The sequence below is a fragment of the Burkholderia anthina genome (assembly GCF_902498995.1).
Classification (GTDB): Bacteria; Pseudomonadota; Gammaproteobacteria; order Burkholderiales; family Burkholderiaceae; genus Burkholderia; species Burkholderia anthina.
This window is the reverse complement of the sequence record NZ_CABVLY010000023.1, coordinates 17836-35435: the sequence shown is the minus strand read 5'-3', so window position 1 is coordinate 35435 and position 17600 is coordinate 17836. Positions and strand designations below refer to the sequence as shown.

Here is a 17600-nt window from a genome sequence, read left to right as displayed (position 1 = left end):
CGCGTGCTTACTGGTCGAGCACGAGCTTGATGTCGAGCGGCGGCGTCGCGCGCACGAGGTTGACGCGCTTGACGCCGGTGGCCGGTGCGTCCGCGTAGGCGAGGTAGTCGATCGTCCAGCCGTCCTGGCGAATCTGCTTGACGTGCGTCGCGTCGGCCGGGTCGCGCACCGTCTGCGCGGGCGTCGCGGGCGCGGGCGTCGGCAGCAGCCAGTAGCGCAGGCCGGCCAGCGGCAGCGAGAAGCCGAGCGTGTTCTGCATCAGCTCGCCGACGTCCGTCGCGTATTGCGGCTGACGGTTCGGCAGCTCGAGCGATGCGGCCTGCGGCGTCGATTTCACGATCGCGAGCGTCTGGCCGAGCGGGCTGAGCAATTCGAGCGAGACGTCGTCGCCGTGCTCCTGCCAGTCGAAGTTGCCGTACACGTTCTGCGGCCTGCCGAGGCTGTCGTTGTACTGCACCGCGAAGCGGCCGTGGTACGCATGCGTTGCGGCCGTCTGCAGCACGGCGCCCGACGGCGCATTCGCCGACGGCGGCGTGCTCGCGCAGCCGGCAAGCGCGAGCGCCGCACCGGCCGCGGCCAGCGTGCGCAGCACGCGGGAAGACGGGGAAAGCATCGGGGACATCCGCATCAGAGGCTGTTGATCTGGAAGCGCTTGAGCGTCTGCACGAGCGTGTCGTTGTCGGGTTCGAGCTTCTGCGCGGCACGCCACGCGGCGCGCGCGTCGTCCTGCGCGCCGCTCTTCCACAGCACTTCGCCGAGGTGCGCGCCGATCTCGGCGTTCGGCTGCAGGTCGTACGCATGCCGCAGGACCTTCGCCGCGCCGGCCGTGTCGCCCATCCGGTACTTCACCCAGCCGAGGCTGTCCATGATGTACGCGTCGTTCGGCGCGAGCGACATTGCCTTGTCGATCAGCTTGCTGGCCTCGGGCAGGCGCTGGTTGCGATCGGCCAGCGAATAGCCGAGCGCGTTGTACGCCTGCGGATTGTCGGGCTGCGTGCGGATCAGCTCGCGCAGCTGCTTTTCCATCGTCGTGTAGTGGCCGGTCTTTTCGGCCGCCATCGCGTAGTCGTAGCGCAGGTCGGGATCGTCCGGGAAGTCCTGCACCGCCTGCGCGAGCCGCGCCTCGGCTTCCGGATAGCGCTTCGCGGTGAACAGGATCGACGCGTCGGTGCGTGCGACGACCGCTGCATCACGCGGATCGCTGATCGGCAGGTCGTCGAGCACCTTGCGCGCTTCGTCGGTCTTGCCCTGTTTCTGCAGCAGCTGCGCGCGCGTGATCTGCGCGGGCAGGTAATGCTGGCTCGTCTGGTCGACCTTGTCGAGCCATTGCGACGCCTGCGCGTCGTTGCCCTGCTCGATCGCGATCTGCGCGAGATAGATGTAGCCCTGGCCAACGTCGAGGTTCGGCTGCTTGTCGCCGAGCTGCACGTACTGTTTCAGGTACGCGCTCGCGTCGTCGAGCTTCTTCTGCTGGATCTTGATCAGCGCGAGCGCCATCAGCGGCGTCGGATCCTTCGAGTCGAGTTTGCGCATCGTCTCGAACTGCTTCTGCGCGTCGTCCAGGCGATCGTCGGCGAGATAGAGCTGCGACAGCGCGAGCCGCGCGTCGCGCGACTTCGGATTCTGCTGAACATATTTCTCGAACGACGCGATGCCGGCCGCCCGCTCCGCGGGGCCCATCTGCGACAGCATCAGCGCCGCCGGCAGGTAGTCCGGGCGGATCTGCAGCGCCTGCTTCAGCGATTGCGCGGCGCCGTCCTTGTCGTCGACCGCGAGCTGCTGCCGCGCGATCGCGAGCTGCGCTTCGGGCCGGTTCATGTCGTTCTTCAGCATGTCCTTCAGCACCGCGAGGCCGCCGACGCGGTCGGCGCCGCGCACCAGCAGCGCCTGCAGCGCGAGGATCGCGGGGCCGCGCGTCTCGCCGGTCGCGCGGGCCAGTTCGCGCGCGAGCATCGGCTCTGCGTCGGCCGGCTTGCCGGCGAGCACGAGCAGCGCGGCGTCGACCTGCGATGCGCGGTTCGAATCGGGGGCGTACTGGCGCCACAGGGACGCCGCGGACAGCGCGTCGGCCGGGCTCTGCGCGCCGAGCGCGATCTCGGTCGCGCGCTGCGCCATGCGCGGATCGTGCGTGTCGCGGGCGAGCGCGAGATAGGTCTGGTAGGCCGGCGCGGGCTGGCTGCGCTGGAGCGCGACCTCGGCGGCCAGCACCTGATAGACGATCTGGCTCGTCAGCGGGACGCCGGGGAGATCCTTCTTCTCGTCCGGCATCACGTGCTCGAACGCGCCCTGCGAATCCGCGTCGTCCGATGCCGGATCCTGCGCGTGAGCCGGGAAGGCGGAGAGGGTCCAGGCCGCGAACAGCGCGGCGCCGAGCGCGCGGCGGACCGGGAACGCACGCGCGCCACGCTCGGCGGCGGGGCGCTTCAGAAGCAGCTTCGAGGGCAAGGTCATGGAAATCCGTTCGATGTTTCAACCGATTGTAACGCGCTCGCTACAATACACGCAGGATAGTGATAGGGTCTGTTTACATGTGGAACGCACATGCGAATGCCCCAAATCGCCCGTCCCCCAAGGGGACTTCCTTGCGGGGCGCAGGCAAGAAGCGAGGAGCGCCGTTTGGCGAGCCAAACAAGCGACGAGCGACGCCGCCATGCGGGCGATTTGGAGCATTCCCGTGGAATGAATTTTTTTAATTAGGGGTTGCCACGAGAACGGCCGCTCGCCGCGTTGCGCTTCTTGCGAATACGTCAGTATTCGCGGCGTCGCGCGCCTCGCGAGCGGCCGTTCTCGTGGCAACGCATGCGCGTTCCACATGTAAACAGACCCTCGCCTCAGACCCGCAAAACATGCCAGAGTTGCCAGAAGTCGAAGTCACGCGCCGGGGCATCGAGCCCTTTGTCGCAGGCCGCCGCGTCGAGCGTGTCGACGTCCGTACCGCGATGCTGCGCTGGCCCGTGCCGGCGGGGCTCGCGGAGCAATTGCGCGCGCGCGAGGTGCTCGCGGTCGAGCGTCGCGGCAAGTACCTGCTGTTCGAGGTCGACGCGGGCTGGTTCATCGTCCATCTCGGGATGACGGGCACGTTGCGCGTCCTGCCCGCGGCCGGCGTGCCGGTTGCCGCCAAACACGACCACATCGACTGGATTTTCGACGAATTCGTGCTGCGGTTCCGCGATCCGCGCCGTTTCGGCGCCGTGCTGTGGCACCCGCGCGAAGCGGGCGACGTGCATGCGCATCCGCTGCTCGCGAGCCTCGGCGTCGAACCGTTCTCGCCCGCGTTCACCGGCGCGCTGCTGCACGCGCGCACACGCGGCCGCACGGTGTCGGTCAAGCAGGCGCTGCTCGCGGGCGACATGGTCGTCGGCGTCGGCAACATCTATGCGTCCGAGAGCCTGTTTCGCGCCGGCATCCGGCCGACGACGGCCGCCGGCAAGGTATCGTTGCCGCGCTACGAGCGGCTGGCCGACGCCGTCCGGGCGACGCTCGCCGATGCGATCGAGCGCGGCGGCAGCACGCTGCGCGACTTCGTCGGCAGCAACGGCGAAAGCGGGTATTTCCAGCTCGACTGCTTCGTCTACGATCGCGCGGGCCTGCCGTGCCGCGTCTGCGGCACGCCGATCCGGCAGATCGTCCAGGGTCAGCGTTCGACCTATTACTGCCCGACCTGCCAGCGCTGAACCGCGCGTTGAACCCTTTTTTCACAGACTCGACCACTTGAAGCCGCCTCGCACCGCCCCCGCCCCATACCCCGTCACGCCGCTGCACGGCACGTTCGCCTCGCGCCTCGTCGCGTGGCAGCGCATGCACGGCCGCCACGACCTGCCGTGGCAGAACACCCGCGATCCGTACCGGATCTGGTTATCGGAAATCATGCTGCAGCAGACGCAGGTGTCGACCGTCATTCCGTACTACGCGCGCTTTCTCGAACGCTTCCCGACCGTCGTCGCGCTGGCCGACGCGCCGGCCGACGACGTGATGGCGCTGTGGGCCGGCCTCGGCTACTACTCGCGCGCCCGTAACCTGCATCGCTGCGCGCAGGTGGTCGCCGCCGAGCATGGCGGCGTATTCCCGCCGACGCCCGACGCGCTCGCCGAACTGCCCGGCATCGGCCGCTCGACGGCCGCGGCGATCGCGTCGTTCGCCTACGGCGCGCGTGCGACGATTCTCGACGGCAACGTGAAACGCGTGCTCGCCCGGGTGTTCGGCGTCGAAGGCTTTCCGGGCGAGAAGCGCGTCGAGAACGACATGTGGGCGCTTGCCGAATCGCTGCTGCCGGATGCCGCGAACCCGGCCGACGTGAGCGCGTACACGCAGGGGCTGATGGATCTCGGCGCGACGCTGTGCATGCGCGGCAAGCCGGATTGCGCGCGTTGTCCGTTCGCGGGCGACTGCGTCGCGCAATCGACGGGGCGGCAGCGCGAACTGCCGGCCGCACGGCCGAAGAAGGCGGTGCCGACGCGCAAGACCTGGATGCTCGTGCTGCGCGACGGCGATGCCGTGCTGCTCGAGCGGCGTCCGCCGGCCGGCATCTGGGGCGGGCTGTGGTGCCTGCCGCAGGCCGACGGCGACGCCGCGCTCACGGAACTCGCGCGCGGCTTCGGCGGCGGCGGGCCGGTGGCGCTCGCGCCGTTCACGCATACGTTCACGCATTTCCGGCTCGAGATCGAGCCGCGGCTGAGCGACATGACAGCCGGCGGACTGCCGCTTGCGCAGGATGCCGAGACGGCGTGGGTGCCGCTGAGCAGGCTCGACGCGTACGGCGTGCCGGCGCCCGTGCGCAAGCTGCTCGATGCGCTGAGCGGGCCGCTGCTGTAACGAAAGGGGCGGTGCGCGGCAGGCGCCACGTGCTTTCCAACGCGCCGGGTTTCAACCCGGCCCGTGCACCGCGCGGGATGTCGCCACGACGCGACGCGCGATGGGTGCGCTTACAGCCACCCGTGCCGGTCGAGCACGTGGTGTACGGCGTCGATGCGTGCGCCGACGTCCGGAAACTCCATCAGCTTCTGCCGCGCGCGCAGGTCGAGCGGCAGCAGTTCGGCGAGGCGGTTCGACACCCAGCTCGGATCGTCGAGGCGGAACGGTTCGCCGAACGGCATCTTGCCCGGTTCCGATTTCTTCAGCGCTTCGATGATGCGCTCGAGCACCTCGGCACACGAGCCGAATTGCGCGAGCGCCTGCTCGCCTTCGAGCGGGATGTCGTCGGGCAGCGGCTCCGCGATGCCGACCAGCAGCCCGTTGCCTTCGACGCGATACGACAGCAGCTCGAAGCGTTGCGTGCCGACGGTCTGCAGGAACAGCATCCCGAATTCGCCGGTGTCGCATTCGGTGATGCGTGCCATGCAGCCGATGGTCTCGGGCACCGAGACGGCGCCGTCCTGCGCGACTTCGGGGCCGCTCTTCAGCAGGCACACGCCGAACGGCGCCTCGTCGCGCAGGCAGGCGCGGGCCATGTCGAGATAGCGCGCCTCGAACACCTTGAGCGGCAGCCAGCCACCGGGGAACAGCACCGTGTGCAGCGGAAACAGCGGCAGGTCGATCAGGGTGGTCGATAGGGTAGACATGGCGCGCCGGCGAAAGGGCGGAGTCGCTAAGGTCGGTCGACCTCGGTGACGAGCCGCGACGACGCGTCGACATCCACGGGCGCGTCACGATGCCGCACGATCACGTTCGCCTCGGGCGCGAGGCGCGCGGCGAGCGTTTCCGCGATGAACACCGAGCGATGCTGCCCGCCCGTGCAGCCGATGGCGACGGTCAGGTAGCTGCGGTTGTCTTCGCGAAAGTGCGGCAGCCATTTCATCAGGAACGCATGGATGTCGTCGATCATCTGATGGACGATCGGCAGTGCGTCGAGAAAGGCGATGACCGGCTGGTCGAGCCCGGTGAGCGGGCGCAGCTCATGGTCGTAGTACGGATTCGGCAGCGCGCGCACGTCGAACATCAGGTCGGCGTCGAGCGGCACGCCGCGCTTGAAGCCGAACGACTCGAACATCACCATCAGGTCGTTGTTCTTCTGCTCGATGAAGCGCTTGACCCACGTGCGCAGTACGTTCGCACGCAGCGTGCTGGTATCGATCTGGTGACCGAATTCGGCGAGCGGCGCGACGAGATCGCGTTCGCGCTCGATCGCTTCCTCGAGCGACGACAGCAGCCCGACGTTCGCATCGTGCGACGGCGAGCCGGACAGCGGGTGGCGCCGGCGCGTTTCGGAGAAGCGCTGGATCAATGCCTGCGTGCTCGCGTTCAGGAACAGCACGCGGACGTCGTGCTCGAGCGACAGCGCGCGGATCAGGCCGGGCATTTCGTCGAGCGACGCGCTCGAGCGCGCATCGATTGCGACCGCGAGCCGGTGCTGGCCTGCCTCGGCGAGGTAGCGGGCGAGTTCGGGGAGCACGTGCGGCGGCAGGTTGTCGACGCAGTAATAGCCCGCGTCTTCAAGCGCGTTCAGCGCGACGGATTTGCCTGAGCCGGAGATGCCGGTGATGAGGACGATGCGCATGGGAAGCAGAGAATCCTGACGTTTCATCATAGCACCGGCTCGACGCGCCGGCGCTGCGTGGCCGGCGCGGGGGAATTACACCAGCTTGCCGGGGAACTGACTGTCGGGATCTTGCATCGCGAGTCGTTGCCGATCCATGAAATCGCGCAACGTGTCGATTCCGCGCAACTGCAGGATCGTGTTTCGCACGGCTGCCTCGACGAGCACCGCGAGGTTGCGGCCGGCCGCAACCTGGATCGTGACCTTGCTGATCGGCAGGCCGAGCACGTCGACGGTCTGGCTTTCCAGCGGCAGGCGCTGGAATTCGCCGTCCGGACGGCGTACGAGCTGGACGATCAGCTTCAGCTTCATTTTCCGCCGCACGGCGGTTTCGCCGAAGATCGTCTTGATGTCGAGCAGGCCGAGGCCGCGAACTTCGAGCAGGTTCTGCAGCAGCGGCGGGCAGCGGCCTTCGACGAAATCGGGGCCAAGTCGAACGAAGTCGACCGCGTCGTCGGCGACGAGGCCGTGACCGCGGCTGATGAGCTCGAGGCCGAGTTCGCTCTTGCCGAGACCGGAGTCGCCGGTGAGCAGCACGCCCATCCCGAGGATGTCGAGGAACACGCCGTGCAGCGTCGCGCGCGGCGCGAGGATGCGCGACATGTAGAGCCGCAGGCTGTCGATCACCGCGGCGGCCGACATCGGCGTCGTGAACAGCGGGGTGGACGAGCGCGTGCAGCGCAGCACCAGTTCGGGCGGCGCCGCCGCGCCGCCGGCGACGACAAGGAACGGCGGTTCGAGTGCGATCAGCTCGGCCATGTGGCGCGAACGGTCTTCGTCGGTCTGCCGCTGGTAGTAGTCGATTTCGGCTTCGCCGAGCACCTGGATCCGGTTCGGGTGGATCAGGTTCAGGTGGCCGACGAGGTCGGCGCTCGACGTCGCGTTGCCGACGGTGTCGGCCGAAAAACCGCGCTCCCAGCCTTCATGCCCCGTCAGCCAGCTCAGCTTCAGCGTGGCTGCGTTGTCGTCGAAGATGCTCTGGGCGTTGATGCTGGACGTATCCATGACTCTCGTCACTCCAATGAGCCGGTGCACGCGCGCGGCGACGGGCGTCGCCATGCGGGGCCGGCGCCGGGCAGCCGTGGACGGCGGCGCATGCCGCCTCGTTCGGGAAAATATTCTGCCCGGATCAACTCAAGGTTGCCACTGAGTGAGCAGGCGATGCAACTCGGCGATATCCGTTTCGTTGTGCAGACGCTCGCGCGCGTCGCGATCGGACAGCAGTTGCGCGATTTCCGACAGGATCTCGAGGTGTTGCTGGGTGGCTTGCTCGGGGACGAGCAGGAAAATCAGGAGACCGACCGGCTGGCCGTCGGGCGCTTCGAACGGGATCGCATCGGCGAGCCGCACGAACGCGGCGAGCGGGTGCTTGAGCCCCTTGATACGGCCGTGCGGAATCGCGACGCCTTCGCCGAGCCCGGTCGAGCCGAGGCGCTCGCGCGCGAACAGGTTGTCCGTGACGGTGCTGCGGGCGATGCCGTTCTGATTCTCGAAGATCAGCCCGGCTTGTTCGAAGACGCGTTTCTTGCTGGTGACGGAGAGGTCGATGACGACGTTCTCTATGGGCAGGATTTTGGCTAGGCGATTCATGTTGGCAGGCGATTGGGCGGCCTGGGGTCTCCTTGCTGCGGCAGACTGATTTTCCATGTTCGGCGATATCAAGGCGTTCGGTATCGGCAACCTGCAAGGCAGCTACCGCACCAACGCCCCCCGGCGATAACCGGAACATTATAGAGCACAGCCGCGCGCGTGGCGCAGCATGGACGGACCGGTCGCACCACTGCGTCGAAGTCACAAAAAAAACGCCCGGCGAACCGGGCGGCGTGTGTGCTGCAGTAACCGTTATTGCGGCGGCAGTTCGATCTGGTCGATCGACGGCTGCAGCTTGATCGGATCGTGTGCGTGCGTTTGCAGACGCTCCATGTGCTTGACGACCTGGCGATCCAGCTTGTCGATCAGCAGATCGATCGCGGCGTACAGGTTACCGTTCGCGCTTTCGACGAAGATGTCCTTGCCCTTCAGGTGCAGATTGATTTCCGCGCGCTGCTGCTTGTCCTTTTCCTTGTGGTTGTCGACCGAGAGGATCACAGTGCCATCGATCACCTGATCGCTATGGCGTAGCACCCGGTCCAGCTTGGTGATCACGTATTCGCGAATGGCAGGCGTGACTTCGAGATGATGTCCACTGATCTTCAGGTTCATAGTGCTTCTCCAAGCGAGTGACCACCCGGCCGCATCGAGGCGGCGCTCCGGTCGACTTGCCCCTGCCGCACGTAGCGGCAAATTCGCGGACAGGTCGCCCGGCCTGTTCCCCGTGTGCGCGGTGGCCGGAACACGCCTGCCGCCGGGCAGGCAGCAGGCTTAAAGAGACTTGCGCAGATTCACTGCCGGGATTTTGAGGGCTTCGCGATACTTGGCGACCGTGCGGCGCGCAACCACGAAACCCTGTTCTGCCAGCAGCTCGGCAATGCGGCTGTCCGAAAGTGGCGATTTTGGGTCTTCAGCTCCTATCAGTTGCTTGATCAGGGCTCGGATGGCGGTCGACGAAGCGGCGCCTCCGGTGTCGGTCGAAACGTGTGATCCGAAGAAGTACTTAAATTCAAGCGTCCCGAACGGGGTCAGCATGTACTTGCCTGTTGTCACACGGCTGACAGTCGACTCGTGTAGGCCCAGCGTATCAGCTATTTCCCGCAAAACCAAGGGGCGCATGGCAATTTCACCGTGCGCAAAGAAATTCTTCTGACGTTCGACAATAGCCTGCGCGACACGCAGGATCGTGTCGAAGCGCTGCTGGATGTTCTTGATCAGCCAGCGCGCTTCCTGGAGCTGCTGTTTCAACGATCCGGCCGACGGATCGCCGCGGCTGTTGCGCAGGATGTTCGCGTACAGGTTGTTGATCCGCAGGCGCGGCATCACTTCCGGATTGAGTTCCGCGAGCCAGCTCTGGCCGGACTTCTTCACGATGATGTCGGGCACGACGTAGTCGGCTTCGGCCTTGCCGTAGGCGGCGCCCGGGAACGGCTCCAGCGAGCGGATCAGCGTGTGCGCGTCGCGCAGCGCGTCGTCGCTCGCCTTCAGGTGCTTGCGCAGCCGCGTGAAATCGCGCGCGGCGAGCAGTTCGAGATGCTGCGACACGATTTCGAGCGCGAGCGTGCGAGTGGGGGACGGATCGAGGCGCAGCAGCTGCAGCTTCAGGCATTCGGATGCCGAGCGCGCACCGACCCCGGCGGGGTCGAAGCTGTGCAGCAGCGCGAGCGCCGCGTTCAGTTCGTCGCAGTCGATTTCGAGTTCGGCCGGCAAATCGGCGAGCACTTCGTCGAGCGACGCGGTCAGGTAGCCGTCGTCGTCGAGCGATTCGATCAGGAACATCACGAGCGCGCGATCGCGCGGGCCGGCCTGCGTGACGCGCAGTTGCGCGGAGAGATGGTCGCGCAGCGACGTCGCGGCTTCCTGCACCTGCAGCGGCGGCAGGTCGTCGTCGTCCGATGCGCCGCTCGAGCGGCCGAACTCGTCGAGATTCCACTGCGGGCCGTCGTTGCCGTCGCCGGATGCGTAGCCGTCGTATTCGTCGGCGCCGGCCGGTTCGTCGCGCTCGGCGCGCTCGCCCGACTGGCTGCTGCCGTTCGCGGCGGCCGGTTCGGTGCTTTGCGCGGGCGGCGTCTGCGCGATCAGCGATCCATCCGCCGCGACACGCAGCGGACTCGCGATCCATTCATCGTCGTTTTCGAGCAGCGGATTCTGCGCGACGGCCATCGCGACTTCCTGTTGCAGTTCGAGCGTCGACAACTGCAGAAGCCGGATCGACTGCTGTAGCTGCGGCGTCAGCGCCAAATGTTGCGACAGGCGGAGTTGAAGGCTGGCTTTCATGGCAGAGAGGGAGTCATACCGGCAGTGTGCCACGACCCAGGCGCCTTGAGCCATCCGCGATTACGCGCGGCGCGCCGCCCGGCCGCGGGTAGGGCGGCGACATGGCTGGAAAGCCGCGTGCGGCCCCGCACGGCGGTGCCGGGCGGGGGGCGGCCAGCCACGAGGGGAGTTACATGCGGAAGTGTTCGCCGAGGTACACGCGGCGTACGCTTTCGTTCTCGATGATGTCGCTCGGCGCGCCGGCGGCGAGCACCGAACCGTCGCTGATGATGTATGCGTGGTCGCAGATGCCGAGCGTTTCGCGGACGTTGTGATCGGTAATCAACACGCCGATGTTGCGCTGCTTCAGGAACTTGACGATCTTCTGGATCTCGAGCACCGCGATCGGATCGACGCCGGCGAACGGTTCGTCGAGCAGGATGAAGTTCGGGTTGGTCGCGAGCGCACGCGCGATTTCGACGCGACGGCGTTCGCCGCCCGACAGCGACAGCGCCGGATTCTCGCGCAGGTGGGCGATCTGCAGCTCGTCGAGCAGCGCCTCGGTGCGCGACGCGATCGCGTCCTTCGACAGCCGCTTGCCGTCGTCGCCGTACTGCAGCTCGAGCACCGCGCGGATGTTCTCCTCGACGGTCAGCTTGCGGAACACGGACGCTTCCTGCGGCAGGTACGACAGGCCGAGCGATGCGCGCTTGTGGATCGGCAGCAGGCTGATCGAGCTGCCGTTCAGCGAAATCTCGCCCGCATCGAGCGGCACGAGGCCCACGATCATGTAGAACGACGTTGTCTTGCCGGCGCCGTTCGGGCCGAGCAGGCCGACGACCTCGCCGCTCTTCACGTCGAGCGACACGTCCTTGACGACGGTGCGCGAGCCGTAGCGCTTCTTCAGGTTGCGGACGACGAGCGAGCTCGTCGTGCCGGCCGGCTGGCGATTCGGTAGCGCGTTCATTGGCCCGGCGCTCCCTGGATCGTGGTCGACGGCGACAGCTTCGCCGGCGCGCCGTTCAGCGGCCCTGCGCCGCCGTTCTTCGGCGACAGCATCGCGCGCACGCGGCCGGTCGGGTTGCCCGGCGCCGCGACGTCCTTGCCGCCCTTCGCGGTGTAGAAGTCGTGCTGGCCGTCGTACGTGATCACGCTGCCGTGCACGGTGTCGGCGATGGTCGACGTGCCCTGCAGGCGGCGCACGGTGGCCGCGGTCGTCAGCGTCGTCAGATCCTGCTTGCCGTCGTAGTCGATGCGTTCGGCGTCGCCGTCGATGTACTCGTCGAGACCTTCGCGCTTCTGGCGGAACGTCGCATGCTTCTTGCCGCTGCCGAACGACGTCGCGTACTGATAGCCTTCCGGGTCCTGGCGCACTTCGACGCGGTCGCCCTTGATGATGATCGTGCCCTTCGTGATCACGACGTTGCCGGTCGCGACCGTGACCTGCTTCAGGTCGTCATAGGTCAGGTTGTCCGCCTCGACGTTGATCGGCTTGTTCTGGTCGGCCTTCTCGGCATGGGCGAGCGGCGCCAGCCCGACGAGCGGGAGCGCCACGAGCGTCGCGGCGAGCGCGGCGCGGACGGCGCGCGCAGCGCCGCCGGAATTCGGTCGAGGGAACGGTTCGTTCATGCAGTCACGTGAGGGATGCGTCACCTGGATTGAGCTTTCGAGCCGCCGGACGCGTCGGACGCGGCAATCGTGCCGCGCACGTTGCCGTAAAGCTCGATGATCCGGGTGACGTTGTTGTACTTCATGCCGTCGGTCGCGTTGACGAGCGACAGGCCGCGCTGAAGTTTAACCGGCTTTTCGGTCTGGATCACATCGTCATTGACGAAGATCCGGAAATGCTGGGAATCGGCCTGCATCTGCGGATCGCCGCCGCCGGCCACGCGCAGGATGCGCGCGTCGTCGTACAAATCGACGATCGACACGTCGCCGTTGACGGTGCCGCGCTTCGCGGTGGTCGTCACGACCGGCTTGCCGGGCTGGAACGCGCGCATGGCCGGATCGGTCAGGTCGCTGTTTTCGGTGTCTTCGTAATGGATCAGCTTCGCGGCCGTCAGCCGGTACTGGGTCGTGCCGGACTGGTCGAGCTCGGTGACCGAGAAGTTGTCCGCGAAATAGTCGGGCGTATGGCGCTTCGGCTGCACGGCGCCCTCGCCGGGCGGCGGCAGCGTCGCCTGCAGCAGCCACCACGTGATGCCCGCGAGCGCGGCGACCGCGACGAGCGGCAGCAACTGGGTCCAGCGGAAGTGCGTGTTCATCCGTCAGGCTCCGCAGGCGGCCGCGAGCATGGCGTCGTAGCGGCGTTGCGCGCGCAGGATCGCGTCGCACACTTCGCGCACGGCGCCGTGGCCGCCGCGGGCCTCGGCCACCCAGTGCGCGCGGGCGATCACCTCGGGGTGCGCATTGGCCGGCGCGGTCGCGAAGCCGCAGCGCAGCATCACCGGCAGGTCGGGCCAGTCGTCGCCCATGTAGCCGCAGGCGTCGGCGCCGATGCCGAGCGACGCGATCAGATCGGCGAACACGGCGAGCTTGTTCTCGACGCCCTGGAACAGGTGCGCGATCTTCATTTCCTTCGCGCGCGCCGCGACGATGTCCGAGCGGCGGCCGGTGATGATCGCGGTCGCGATGCCGGCCTCGCCGAGCAGCTTCACGCCGTGGCCGTCGAGCGAATTGAACGACTTCATCGCGTCGCCGGCCGCGGTAAACAGCAGGCCGCCGTCGGTCAGCACGCCGTCGACGTCGAAAATCATCAGCTTCACGCGGCTCGCGCGTTCGGCCGCAGTCAGCGCTGCGCTCATCAGATCACCTTCTTCGAAAACAGGTCGTGCATGTTCAGCGCGCCGATCAGCACGCCGTCGGCATCGACCACCAGCATCTGGTTGATCCGGTGGCGCTCCATCAGTTCCACGGCTTCGACCGCGAGATGTTCGGGGCCGATCGTGCGCGGCTCGCGGGTCATCACGTCGACGATCGGCAGCGCGCGGAAATCGCCGTCGCGGGCGAGCACGCGGCGCAGGTCGCCGTCGGTGAAGATGCCGGCGACGCGGCCGTCGGCATCGACCACGGCCGTCATGCCCATCCGCTTTGCGGTAATCTGGAACAGCGCGTCCGACAGCGTCGCGTCGGCGCCGACCAGCGGCACGTCGTCGCCCGAACGCATCACGTCGCGCACATGGGTGAGCAGGCGGCGGCCGAGCGCGCCGCCCGGATGCGAGCGCGCGAAGTCCTCGGAACCGAAGCCGCGCGCGTCGAGCACCGCGACGGCGAGCGCATCGCCGAGCGCGAGCGCGGCGGTCGTGCTCGCGGTGGGCGCGAGATTCAGCGGGCACGCTTCCTTCGAGACCGCGGCGTTCAGGTTCACGTCGGCGAGCGTGCCGAGGCTCGATTCCGCGCGACCCGTGATCGCGATCAGCTTTGCACCGATCCGCTTGACGAGCGGCAGGATCGCGACGAGTTCTTCCGACTCGCCCGAATACGAGATACCGATGAAGACGTCGTCCGACGTGACCATGCCGAGGTCGCCGTGGCTGGCTTCGGCCGGATGGACGAAGAAGGCCGGCGTGCCGGTGCTCGCCAGCGTGGCCGCGATCTTGCGGGCGATATGCCCCGATTTGCCGATGCCGGACACCACCACGCGGCCGCGGCAGCCGAGCAGCAGCGCAACGGCCTGGACGAAGTCGCCGTCGAGCTGGTCGCGCAGCGCGCGTACGGCGTCCGCCTCGATGTCGAGCACGTCGCGGGCGAGCGCGAGCGCCCGATCATCATTGATTTTCGCTATCATGCGCGGAGTATAGCAAAGGCGTTTGTTCGCCGCGCCGGGCCTTCGGACTCGTCCGAGGTCGCCTGACCACCGCCACCACCCGTGCCCGCATTGCCGTGGCCCCGACGAACGAGGACGCTTCGCCTGTGATTTCCCCGCTCGAAATGACCCTGCTGCTGCTGCTGGCCTCGGTGGTGGGTGTCGTCGTATTCCGCTCGCTGAACCTGCCGCCGATGCTCGGCTACCTGACAGTCGGCATCCTGGTCGGCCCGCACGCGTTCGGCATTGCCGCGGACCTCGAACGGGCCGAACACCTCGCGGAATTCGGCGTGGTGTTCCTGATGTTCTCGATCGGCCTCGAATTCTCGCTCGCGAAGCTCAGGGCGATGCAGCGGCTCGTGTTCGGGCTCGGACTGCTGCAGGTCGTCGCGACGCTCCTGCTCGCGGTCGTGCTCGGCTTCCTGTTCGAGCGCTGGGTGCACATCACGTGGCAGGGCGCCGTCGCGCTCGGCGGCGCGCTCGCGATGTCGTCGACGGCGATCGTGTCGAAGATGCTCGCCGAGCGGCTCGAGATCGAGACCGCCCACGGCCGCAACATCTTCGGCGTGCTGCTGTTCCAGGATCTCGCGGTGGTGCCGCTCCTGATCGTGATTGCCGCGTTCGGCGCGGAATCGTCGAAGGATCTCGCGATCACGCTCGGCTTCGCGGCGGTCAAGATCGTGATCGCGCTCGCGCTGCTGCTGATCGTCGGCCAGCGCTTCATGACGCGCTGGCTCAACGTCGTCGCGCGGCGCCGCTCGCAGGAGCTGTTCGTGCTGAACCTGCTGCTCGTCACGCTCGGCGCCGCTTTCATCACCGACCGCTTCGGCCTGTCGCTCGCGCTCGGCGCGTTCATCGCCGGGATGCTGATCTCCGAGACGCCGTTCCGCCATCAGGTCGAGGAGGACATCAAGCCGTTTCGCGACGTGCTGCTCGGCCTGTTCTTCGTGACGACGGGGATGCTGCTCGATCCGCGCGTGATCTGGGAGCATCCGTTCCTCGTGTTCGGCTTCTTCGTCGGCCAGATCCTGTTCAAGGGGACGATGATCGCGGGGCTCGCGCGGCTGTTCGGCGCGACGCCGGGCGTCGCGATGCGCACCGGCATCGGGCTCGCGCAGGCCGGCGAATTCGGCTTCGTGCTGCTGAACCTGATCCTCGACCGGCATCTGGTCGATTCGACGCTGCTGCAGGCGATCCTCGCGTCGATGCTGCTGTCGATGCTCGCCGCGCCGTTCCTGATCCAGAACGCCGACCGGATCGTGATGCGGCTGTCGTCGACGGAATGGATGCAGCAATCGCTGCAGATGACGCGGATCGCGACGCAAAGCCTCAAGCAGCGCGGCCACGTGATCATCTGCGGCTACGGCCGCGCGGGCCAGAACCTGGCGCGCATGCTCGAGCAGGAAGGCATTTCGTACGTCGCGCTCGACCTCGATCCCGATCGCGTGAGCGCGGCCGCGACCGCCGGCGAATCCGTCGTGTTCGGCGATGCGGCGCGCCGCGAATCGCTGCTCGCGGCCGGTATCCACCGCGCGGCGGCCGTCGCGATCACCTATGCGAACACGCCGTCCGCGCTGCGCGTGCTGCACCACGTGCACGAGCTGGAGCCGACGCTGCCGGCGATCGTGCGCACCGTCGACGATGCCGATCTCGAGAAGCTGCTCGCGGCCGGCGCGACCGAGGTGATTCCGGAGATCGTCGAGGGCAGCCTGATGCTCGCGTCGCATACGCTGGTGCTGGTCGGCGTGCCGATGCGCAAGGTCGTGCGGCGCGTCGAGGAGATGCGCGACGAGCGCTACAGCCTGCTGCGCGGCTATTTCCGCGGCGCGGACGACGCGGACGACGACGATCACGAGCAGGTGCGGCTACAATCTGTGCCGGTCGACGCGCGCGCGGACGCGGTCGGGCGCTCGCTGGAGGAGCTCGGGCTGTATGCGCTCGGGCTGGAAGTCACGGCGATCCGCCGGCACGGCATTCGCGGCGTCGAACCCGATCCGCAGACCAAGCTGCGCGCGAGCGACATCGTCGTGCTGCGCGGGCTGCCCGAGGCGCTCGCGCTCGCGGAGGAACGGCTGTCGCGCCATCGGCGCGAGCCGCCGACCGCGGTCGCCTGAGTCGCCGGAGTCGCGATTCGATAACCTGACCCGTATTTATTCGAAACGGTGCCCGATCTTCGCGCACCGTTTTTTTCGGAGAGTGTCATGCCGCATTCGTCGTCGGGCGCACCGCTCGATCCGGTCGCCTTCATTCACAGCCAGATCCGCACGGTGCCCGACTGGCCGCAGCCGGGCGTGATGTTCCGCGACATTACGACGCTGCTGCAGAGCCCGAAGGCGCTGCGCATCCTCGTCGACCTGTTCGTCGAACGCTATGTCGATGCGAAGCTCGACTACGTCGCGGGGCTCGATGCGCGCGGCTTCATCATTGCGCCGATCGTCGCGTACGAACTGAGCGTCGGCTTCGTGCCGATCCGCAAGGTCGGCAAGCTGCCGTACAAGACGCGCTCCGAATCGTACGACCTCGAATATGGCAGCGCGACGGTCGAGATCCACGAAGACGCGTGCCGCCCCGGCGACCGCGTGATCATCATGGACGACCTGATCGCGACCGGCGGCACGATGATGGCGGGGCGCAACCTGCTGCAGCGGCTCGGCGCGGTCGTCGTCGAGGGCGCGGCGATCATCGACCTGCCGGATCTCGGCGGCTCGACGCTGTTGCGCAACGCGGGGCTGCCCGTCTATACCGTCACCGAATTCGCCGGCCACTGAACCACCGAACGCCGGCTCACGCCGCGAGGTCACGATGCCCAACTTCATGCTGTTTCTCGCGACGTCGATCGCGATCACGTTCGCGCCGGGTCCCGACAACCTGCAGGTGCTCGCGCGCGGCATCTCGCAGGGGCGCGCCGCCGGTTTCGTCGCGGCGCTCGGCTTCACGGCCGGAATCCTGTTCCACACGACGCTGGCGGCGCTCGGCGTCGCGGCCGTGCTGCGTTCGTCGCCGGTCGCATTCCAGACGCTGAAGCTCGCGGGCGCCGCGTACCTCGTGTGGATCGGCATCAAGGCGCTGCGCAGCCAGGGCCTCGCGAACGCGCACGAGCGTCCGCCGCAGCCGCTCGGCGCGATCTTCCGCCAGAGCGTGATCGGCAACCTGATGAACCCGAAGGTCACGCTGTTCTTCGTCGTGTTCCTGCCGCAGTTCGTCGATCCGCACGGCGTGCAGAGCGTGACGCTGCAGATGTTCGAGCTGGGTGCGCTGTTCATGCTGCAGACGGCCGCGATCTTCACGCTGTTCGGTGTCGGCGCGGGCGCGATCGGCACGTGGCTGAAGCGCCGCCCGAAGGCCGGCGTGTGGCTCGACCGGATCGCCGGCGCGACGTTCATCGCGATCGGCATCCGCGTCGCGCTGAAGGACTGA

The 17600-nt window shown here is 67.5% G+C and carries 18 protein-coding genes; 5 read left to right on the top strand and 13 right to left on the bottom strand.

Translation table 11 applies throughout. The annotated features are described in order from the left end of the window. Window positions 1-7: 7 nt before the first annotated feature. Both lolB and BME24068_RS25875 read right to left on the bottom strand, forming a co-directional pair. On the bottom strand, window positions 8-628 hold the full coding sequence (lolB, locus tag BME24068_RS25880; protein WP_096507364.1) for a lipoprotein insertase outer membrane protein LolB: 621 nt from the start codon (window positions 626-628) through the stop codon (window positions 8-10). Beyond that, entirely contained in the window at window positions 628-2451 is a 1824-nt protein-coding gene (locus BME24068_RS25875; RefSeq protein WP_174927824.1) for a tetratricopeptide repeat protein, read from the bottom strand. Before BME24068_RS25875 ends, lolB begins: the two co-directional genes overlap by 1 nt. 395 nt (window positions 2452-2846) lie before the next feature. Between BME24068_RS25875 and mutM the strand changes: the two genes are divergently transcribed. Both mutM and mutY read left to right on the top strand, forming a co-directional pair. Then, the gene (gene mutM / locus BME24068_RS25870) at window positions 2847-3674 is read left to right on the top strand and encodes a bifunctional DNA-formamidopyrimidine glycosylase/DNA-(apurinic or apyrimidinic site) lyase (protein WP_044847468.1); all 828 of its coding nucleotides are present in this window, start codon (window positions 2847-2849) and stop codon (window positions 3672-3674) included. 37 nt (window positions 3675-3711) lie between these two features. Beyond that, window positions 3712-4812: an A/G-specific adenine glycosylase gene (gene mutY / locus BME24068_RS25865; RefSeq protein WP_174927823.1), complete on the top strand. Its 1101-nt coding sequence runs from the start codon at window positions 3712-3714 to the stop codon at window positions 4810-4812. A gap of 110 nt (window positions 4813-4922) precedes the next feature. Here mutY and BME24068_RS25860 read toward each other — a convergent pair whose 3' ends face one another. The 11 genes from BME24068_RS25860 to kdsD all read right to left on the bottom strand — a co-directional run bounded on the left by BME24068_RS25860 (window position 4923) and on the right by kdsD (window position 14165). Next, a complete protein-coding gene (locus BME24068_RS25860) occupies window positions 4923-5558 on the bottom strand; it encodes an LON peptidase substrate-binding domain-containing protein (RefSeq protein ID WP_096507361.1) in 636 nt (211 codons plus the stop codon). A 26-nt stretch (window positions 5559-5584) separates the two neighbouring features. Further along, the gene (rapZ, locus tag BME24068_RS25855; protein WP_096507360.1) at window positions 5585-6493 is read right to left on the bottom strand and encodes an RNase adapter RapZ; all 909 of its coding nucleotides are present in this window, start codon (window positions 6491-6493) and stop codon (window positions 5585-5587) included. Between the two features lie 75 nt (window positions 6494-6568). Continuing rightward, window positions 6569-7537 (bottom strand): HPr(Ser) kinase/phosphatase, encoded by a 969-nt coding sequence (hprK, locus tag BME24068_RS25850; RefSeq protein ID WP_006483133.1) that lies wholly within the window; start codon window positions 7535-7537, stop codon window positions 6569-6571. A gap of 129 nt (window positions 7538-7666) precedes the next feature. After that, on the bottom strand, window positions 7667-8179 hold the full coding sequence (locus tag BME24068_RS25845; RefSeq protein ID WP_059451610.1) for a PTS sugar transporter subunit IIA: 513 nt from the start codon (window positions 8177-8179) through the stop codon (window positions 7667-7669). A gap of 195 nt (window positions 8180-8374) precedes the next feature. Next, a complete protein-coding gene (gene hpf / locus BME24068_RS25840; RefSeq protein ID WP_006477786.1) occupies window positions 8375-8734 on the bottom strand; it encodes a ribosome hibernation-promoting factor, HPF/YfiA family in 360 nt (119 codons plus the stop codon). A 159-nt stretch (window positions 8735-8893) separates the two neighbouring features. Then, window positions 8894-10399, bottom strand: coding sequence for an RNA polymerase factor sigma-54 (locus tag BME24068_RS25835; RefSeq protein WP_096507359.1), 1506 nt, complete (start codon window positions 10397-10399; stop codon window positions 8894-8896). 169 nt (window positions 10400-10568) lie between these two features. Further along, a complete protein-coding gene (lptB, locus tag BME24068_RS25830; RefSeq protein ID WP_096507358.1) occupies window positions 10569-11345 on the bottom strand; it encodes an LPS export ABC transporter ATP-binding protein in 777 nt (258 codons plus the stop codon). Then, on the bottom strand, window positions 11342-12007 hold the full coding sequence (gene lptA / locus BME24068_RS25825) for a lipopolysaccharide transport periplasmic protein LptA (protein WP_096507357.1): 666 nt from the start codon (window positions 12005-12007) through the stop codon (window positions 11342-11344). Before lptA ends, lptB begins: the two co-directional genes overlap by 4 nt. A gap of 20 nt (window positions 12008-12027) precedes the next feature. Beyond that, window positions 12028-12642 carry an LPS export ABC transporter periplasmic protein LptC gene (gene lptC, locus BME24068_RS25820; protein WP_174927822.1) on the bottom strand — a complete coding sequence of 205 codons (615 nt, stop codon included), beginning with the start codon at window positions 12640-12642 and terminating at the stop codon, window positions 12028-12030. A gap of 3 nt (window positions 12643-12645) precedes the next feature. Then, window positions 12646-13182 carry a KdsC family phosphatase gene (locus BME24068_RS25815; protein ID WP_096507355.1) on the bottom strand — a complete coding sequence of 179 codons (537 nt, stop codon included), beginning with the start codon at window positions 13180-13182 and terminating at the stop codon, window positions 12646-12648. Then, entirely contained in the window at window positions 13182-14165 is a 984-nt protein-coding gene (gene kdsD, locus BME24068_RS25810) for an arabinose 5-phosphate isomerase KdsD (RefSeq protein WP_096507354.1), read from the bottom strand. Before kdsD ends, BME24068_RS25815 begins: the two co-directional genes overlap by 1 nt. 125 nt (window positions 14166-14290) lie before the next feature. Between kdsD and BME24068_RS25805 the strand changes: the two genes are divergently transcribed. The 3 genes from BME24068_RS25805 to BME24068_RS25795 all read left to right on the top strand — a co-directional run bounded on the left by BME24068_RS25805 (window position 14291) and on the right by BME24068_RS25795 (window position 17600). Then, the gene (locus tag BME24068_RS25805; protein WP_174927821.1) at window positions 14291-16297 is read left to right on the top strand and encodes a monovalent cation:proton antiporter family protein; all 2007 of its coding nucleotides are present in this window, start codon (window positions 14291-14293) and stop codon (window positions 16295-16297) included. A gap of 87 nt (window positions 16298-16384) precedes the next feature. Further along, entirely contained in the window at window positions 16385-16951 is a 567-nt protein-coding gene (locus tag BME24068_RS25800) for an adenine phosphoribosyltransferase (protein WP_034179054.1), read from the top strand. A gap of 34 nt (window positions 16952-16985) precedes the next feature. Beyond that, a complete protein-coding gene (locus BME24068_RS25795) occupies window positions 16986-17600 on the top strand; it encodes a LysE family translocator (RefSeq protein ID WP_096507352.1) in 615 nt (204 codons plus the stop codon).

What these genes read in the sequence shown, in the direction of transcription:
- lolB (WP_096507364.1), bottom strand. Translation starts at nt 628, where the DNA reads ATGCGGATGTCCCCGATGCTTTCCCCGTCTTCCCGCGTGCTGCGCACG.
- BME24068_RS25875 (WP_174927824.1), bottom strand. Translation starts at nt 2,451, where the DNA reads ATGACCTTGCCCTCGAAGCTGCTTCTGAAGCGCCCCGCCGCCGAGCGT.
- mutM (WP_044847468.1), top strand. Translation starts at nt 2,847, where the DNA reads ATGCCAGAGTTGCCAGAAGTCGAAGTCACGCGCCGGGGCATCGAGCCC.
- BME24068_RS25860 (WP_096507361.1), bottom strand. Translation starts at nt 5,558, where the DNA reads ATGTCTACCCTATCGACCACCCTGATCGACCTGCCGCTGTTTCCGCTG.
- rapZ (WP_096507360.1), bottom strand. Translation starts at nt 6,493, where the DNA reads ATGCGCATCGTCCTCATCACCGGCATCTCCGGCTCAGGCAAATCCGTC.
- hprK (WP_006483133.1), bottom strand. Translation starts at nt 7,537, where the DNA reads ATGGATACGTCCAGCATCAACGCCCAGAGCATCTTCGACGACAACGCA.
- BME24068_RS25845 (WP_059451610.1), bottom strand. Translation starts at nt 8,179, where the DNA reads ATGGAAAATCAGTCTGCCGCAGCAAGGAGACCCCAGGCCGCCCAATCG.
- hpf (WP_006477786.1), bottom strand. Translation starts at nt 8,734, where the DNA reads ATGAACCTGAAGATCAGTGGACATCATCTCGAAGTCACGCCTGCCATT.
- BME24068_RS25835 (WP_096507359.1), bottom strand. Translation starts at nt 10,399, where the DNA reads ATGAAAGCCAGCCTTCAACTCCGCCTGTCGCAACATTTGGCGCTGACG.
- lptB (WP_096507358.1), bottom strand. Translation starts at nt 11,345, where the DNA reads ATGAACGCGCTACCGAATCGCCAGCCGGCCGGCACGACGAGCTCGCTC.
- lptA (WP_096507357.1), bottom strand. Translation starts at nt 12,007, where the DNA reads ATGAACGAACCGTTCCCTCGACCGAATTCCGGCGGCGCTGCGCGCGCC.
- lptC (WP_174927822.1), bottom strand. Translation starts at nt 12,642, where the DNA reads ATGAACACGCACTTCCGCTGGACCCAGTTGCTGCCGCTCGTCGCGGTC.
- BME24068_RS25815 (WP_096507355.1), bottom strand. Translation starts at nt 13,182, where the DNA reads ATGAGCGCAGCGCTGACTGCGGCCGAACGCGCGAGCCGCGTGAAGCTG.
- kdsD (WP_096507354.1), bottom strand. Translation starts at nt 14,165, where the DNA reads ATGATAGCGAAAATCAATGATGATCGGGCGCTCGCGCTCGCCCGCGAC.
- BME24068_RS25800 (WP_034179054.1), top strand. Translation starts at nt 16,385, where the DNA reads ATGCCGCATTCGTCGTCGGGCGCACCGCTCGATCCGGTCGCCTTCATT.
- BME24068_RS25795 (WP_096507352.1), top strand. Translation starts at nt 16,986, where the DNA reads ATGCCCAACTTCATGCTGTTTCTCGCGACGTCGATCGCGATCACGTTC.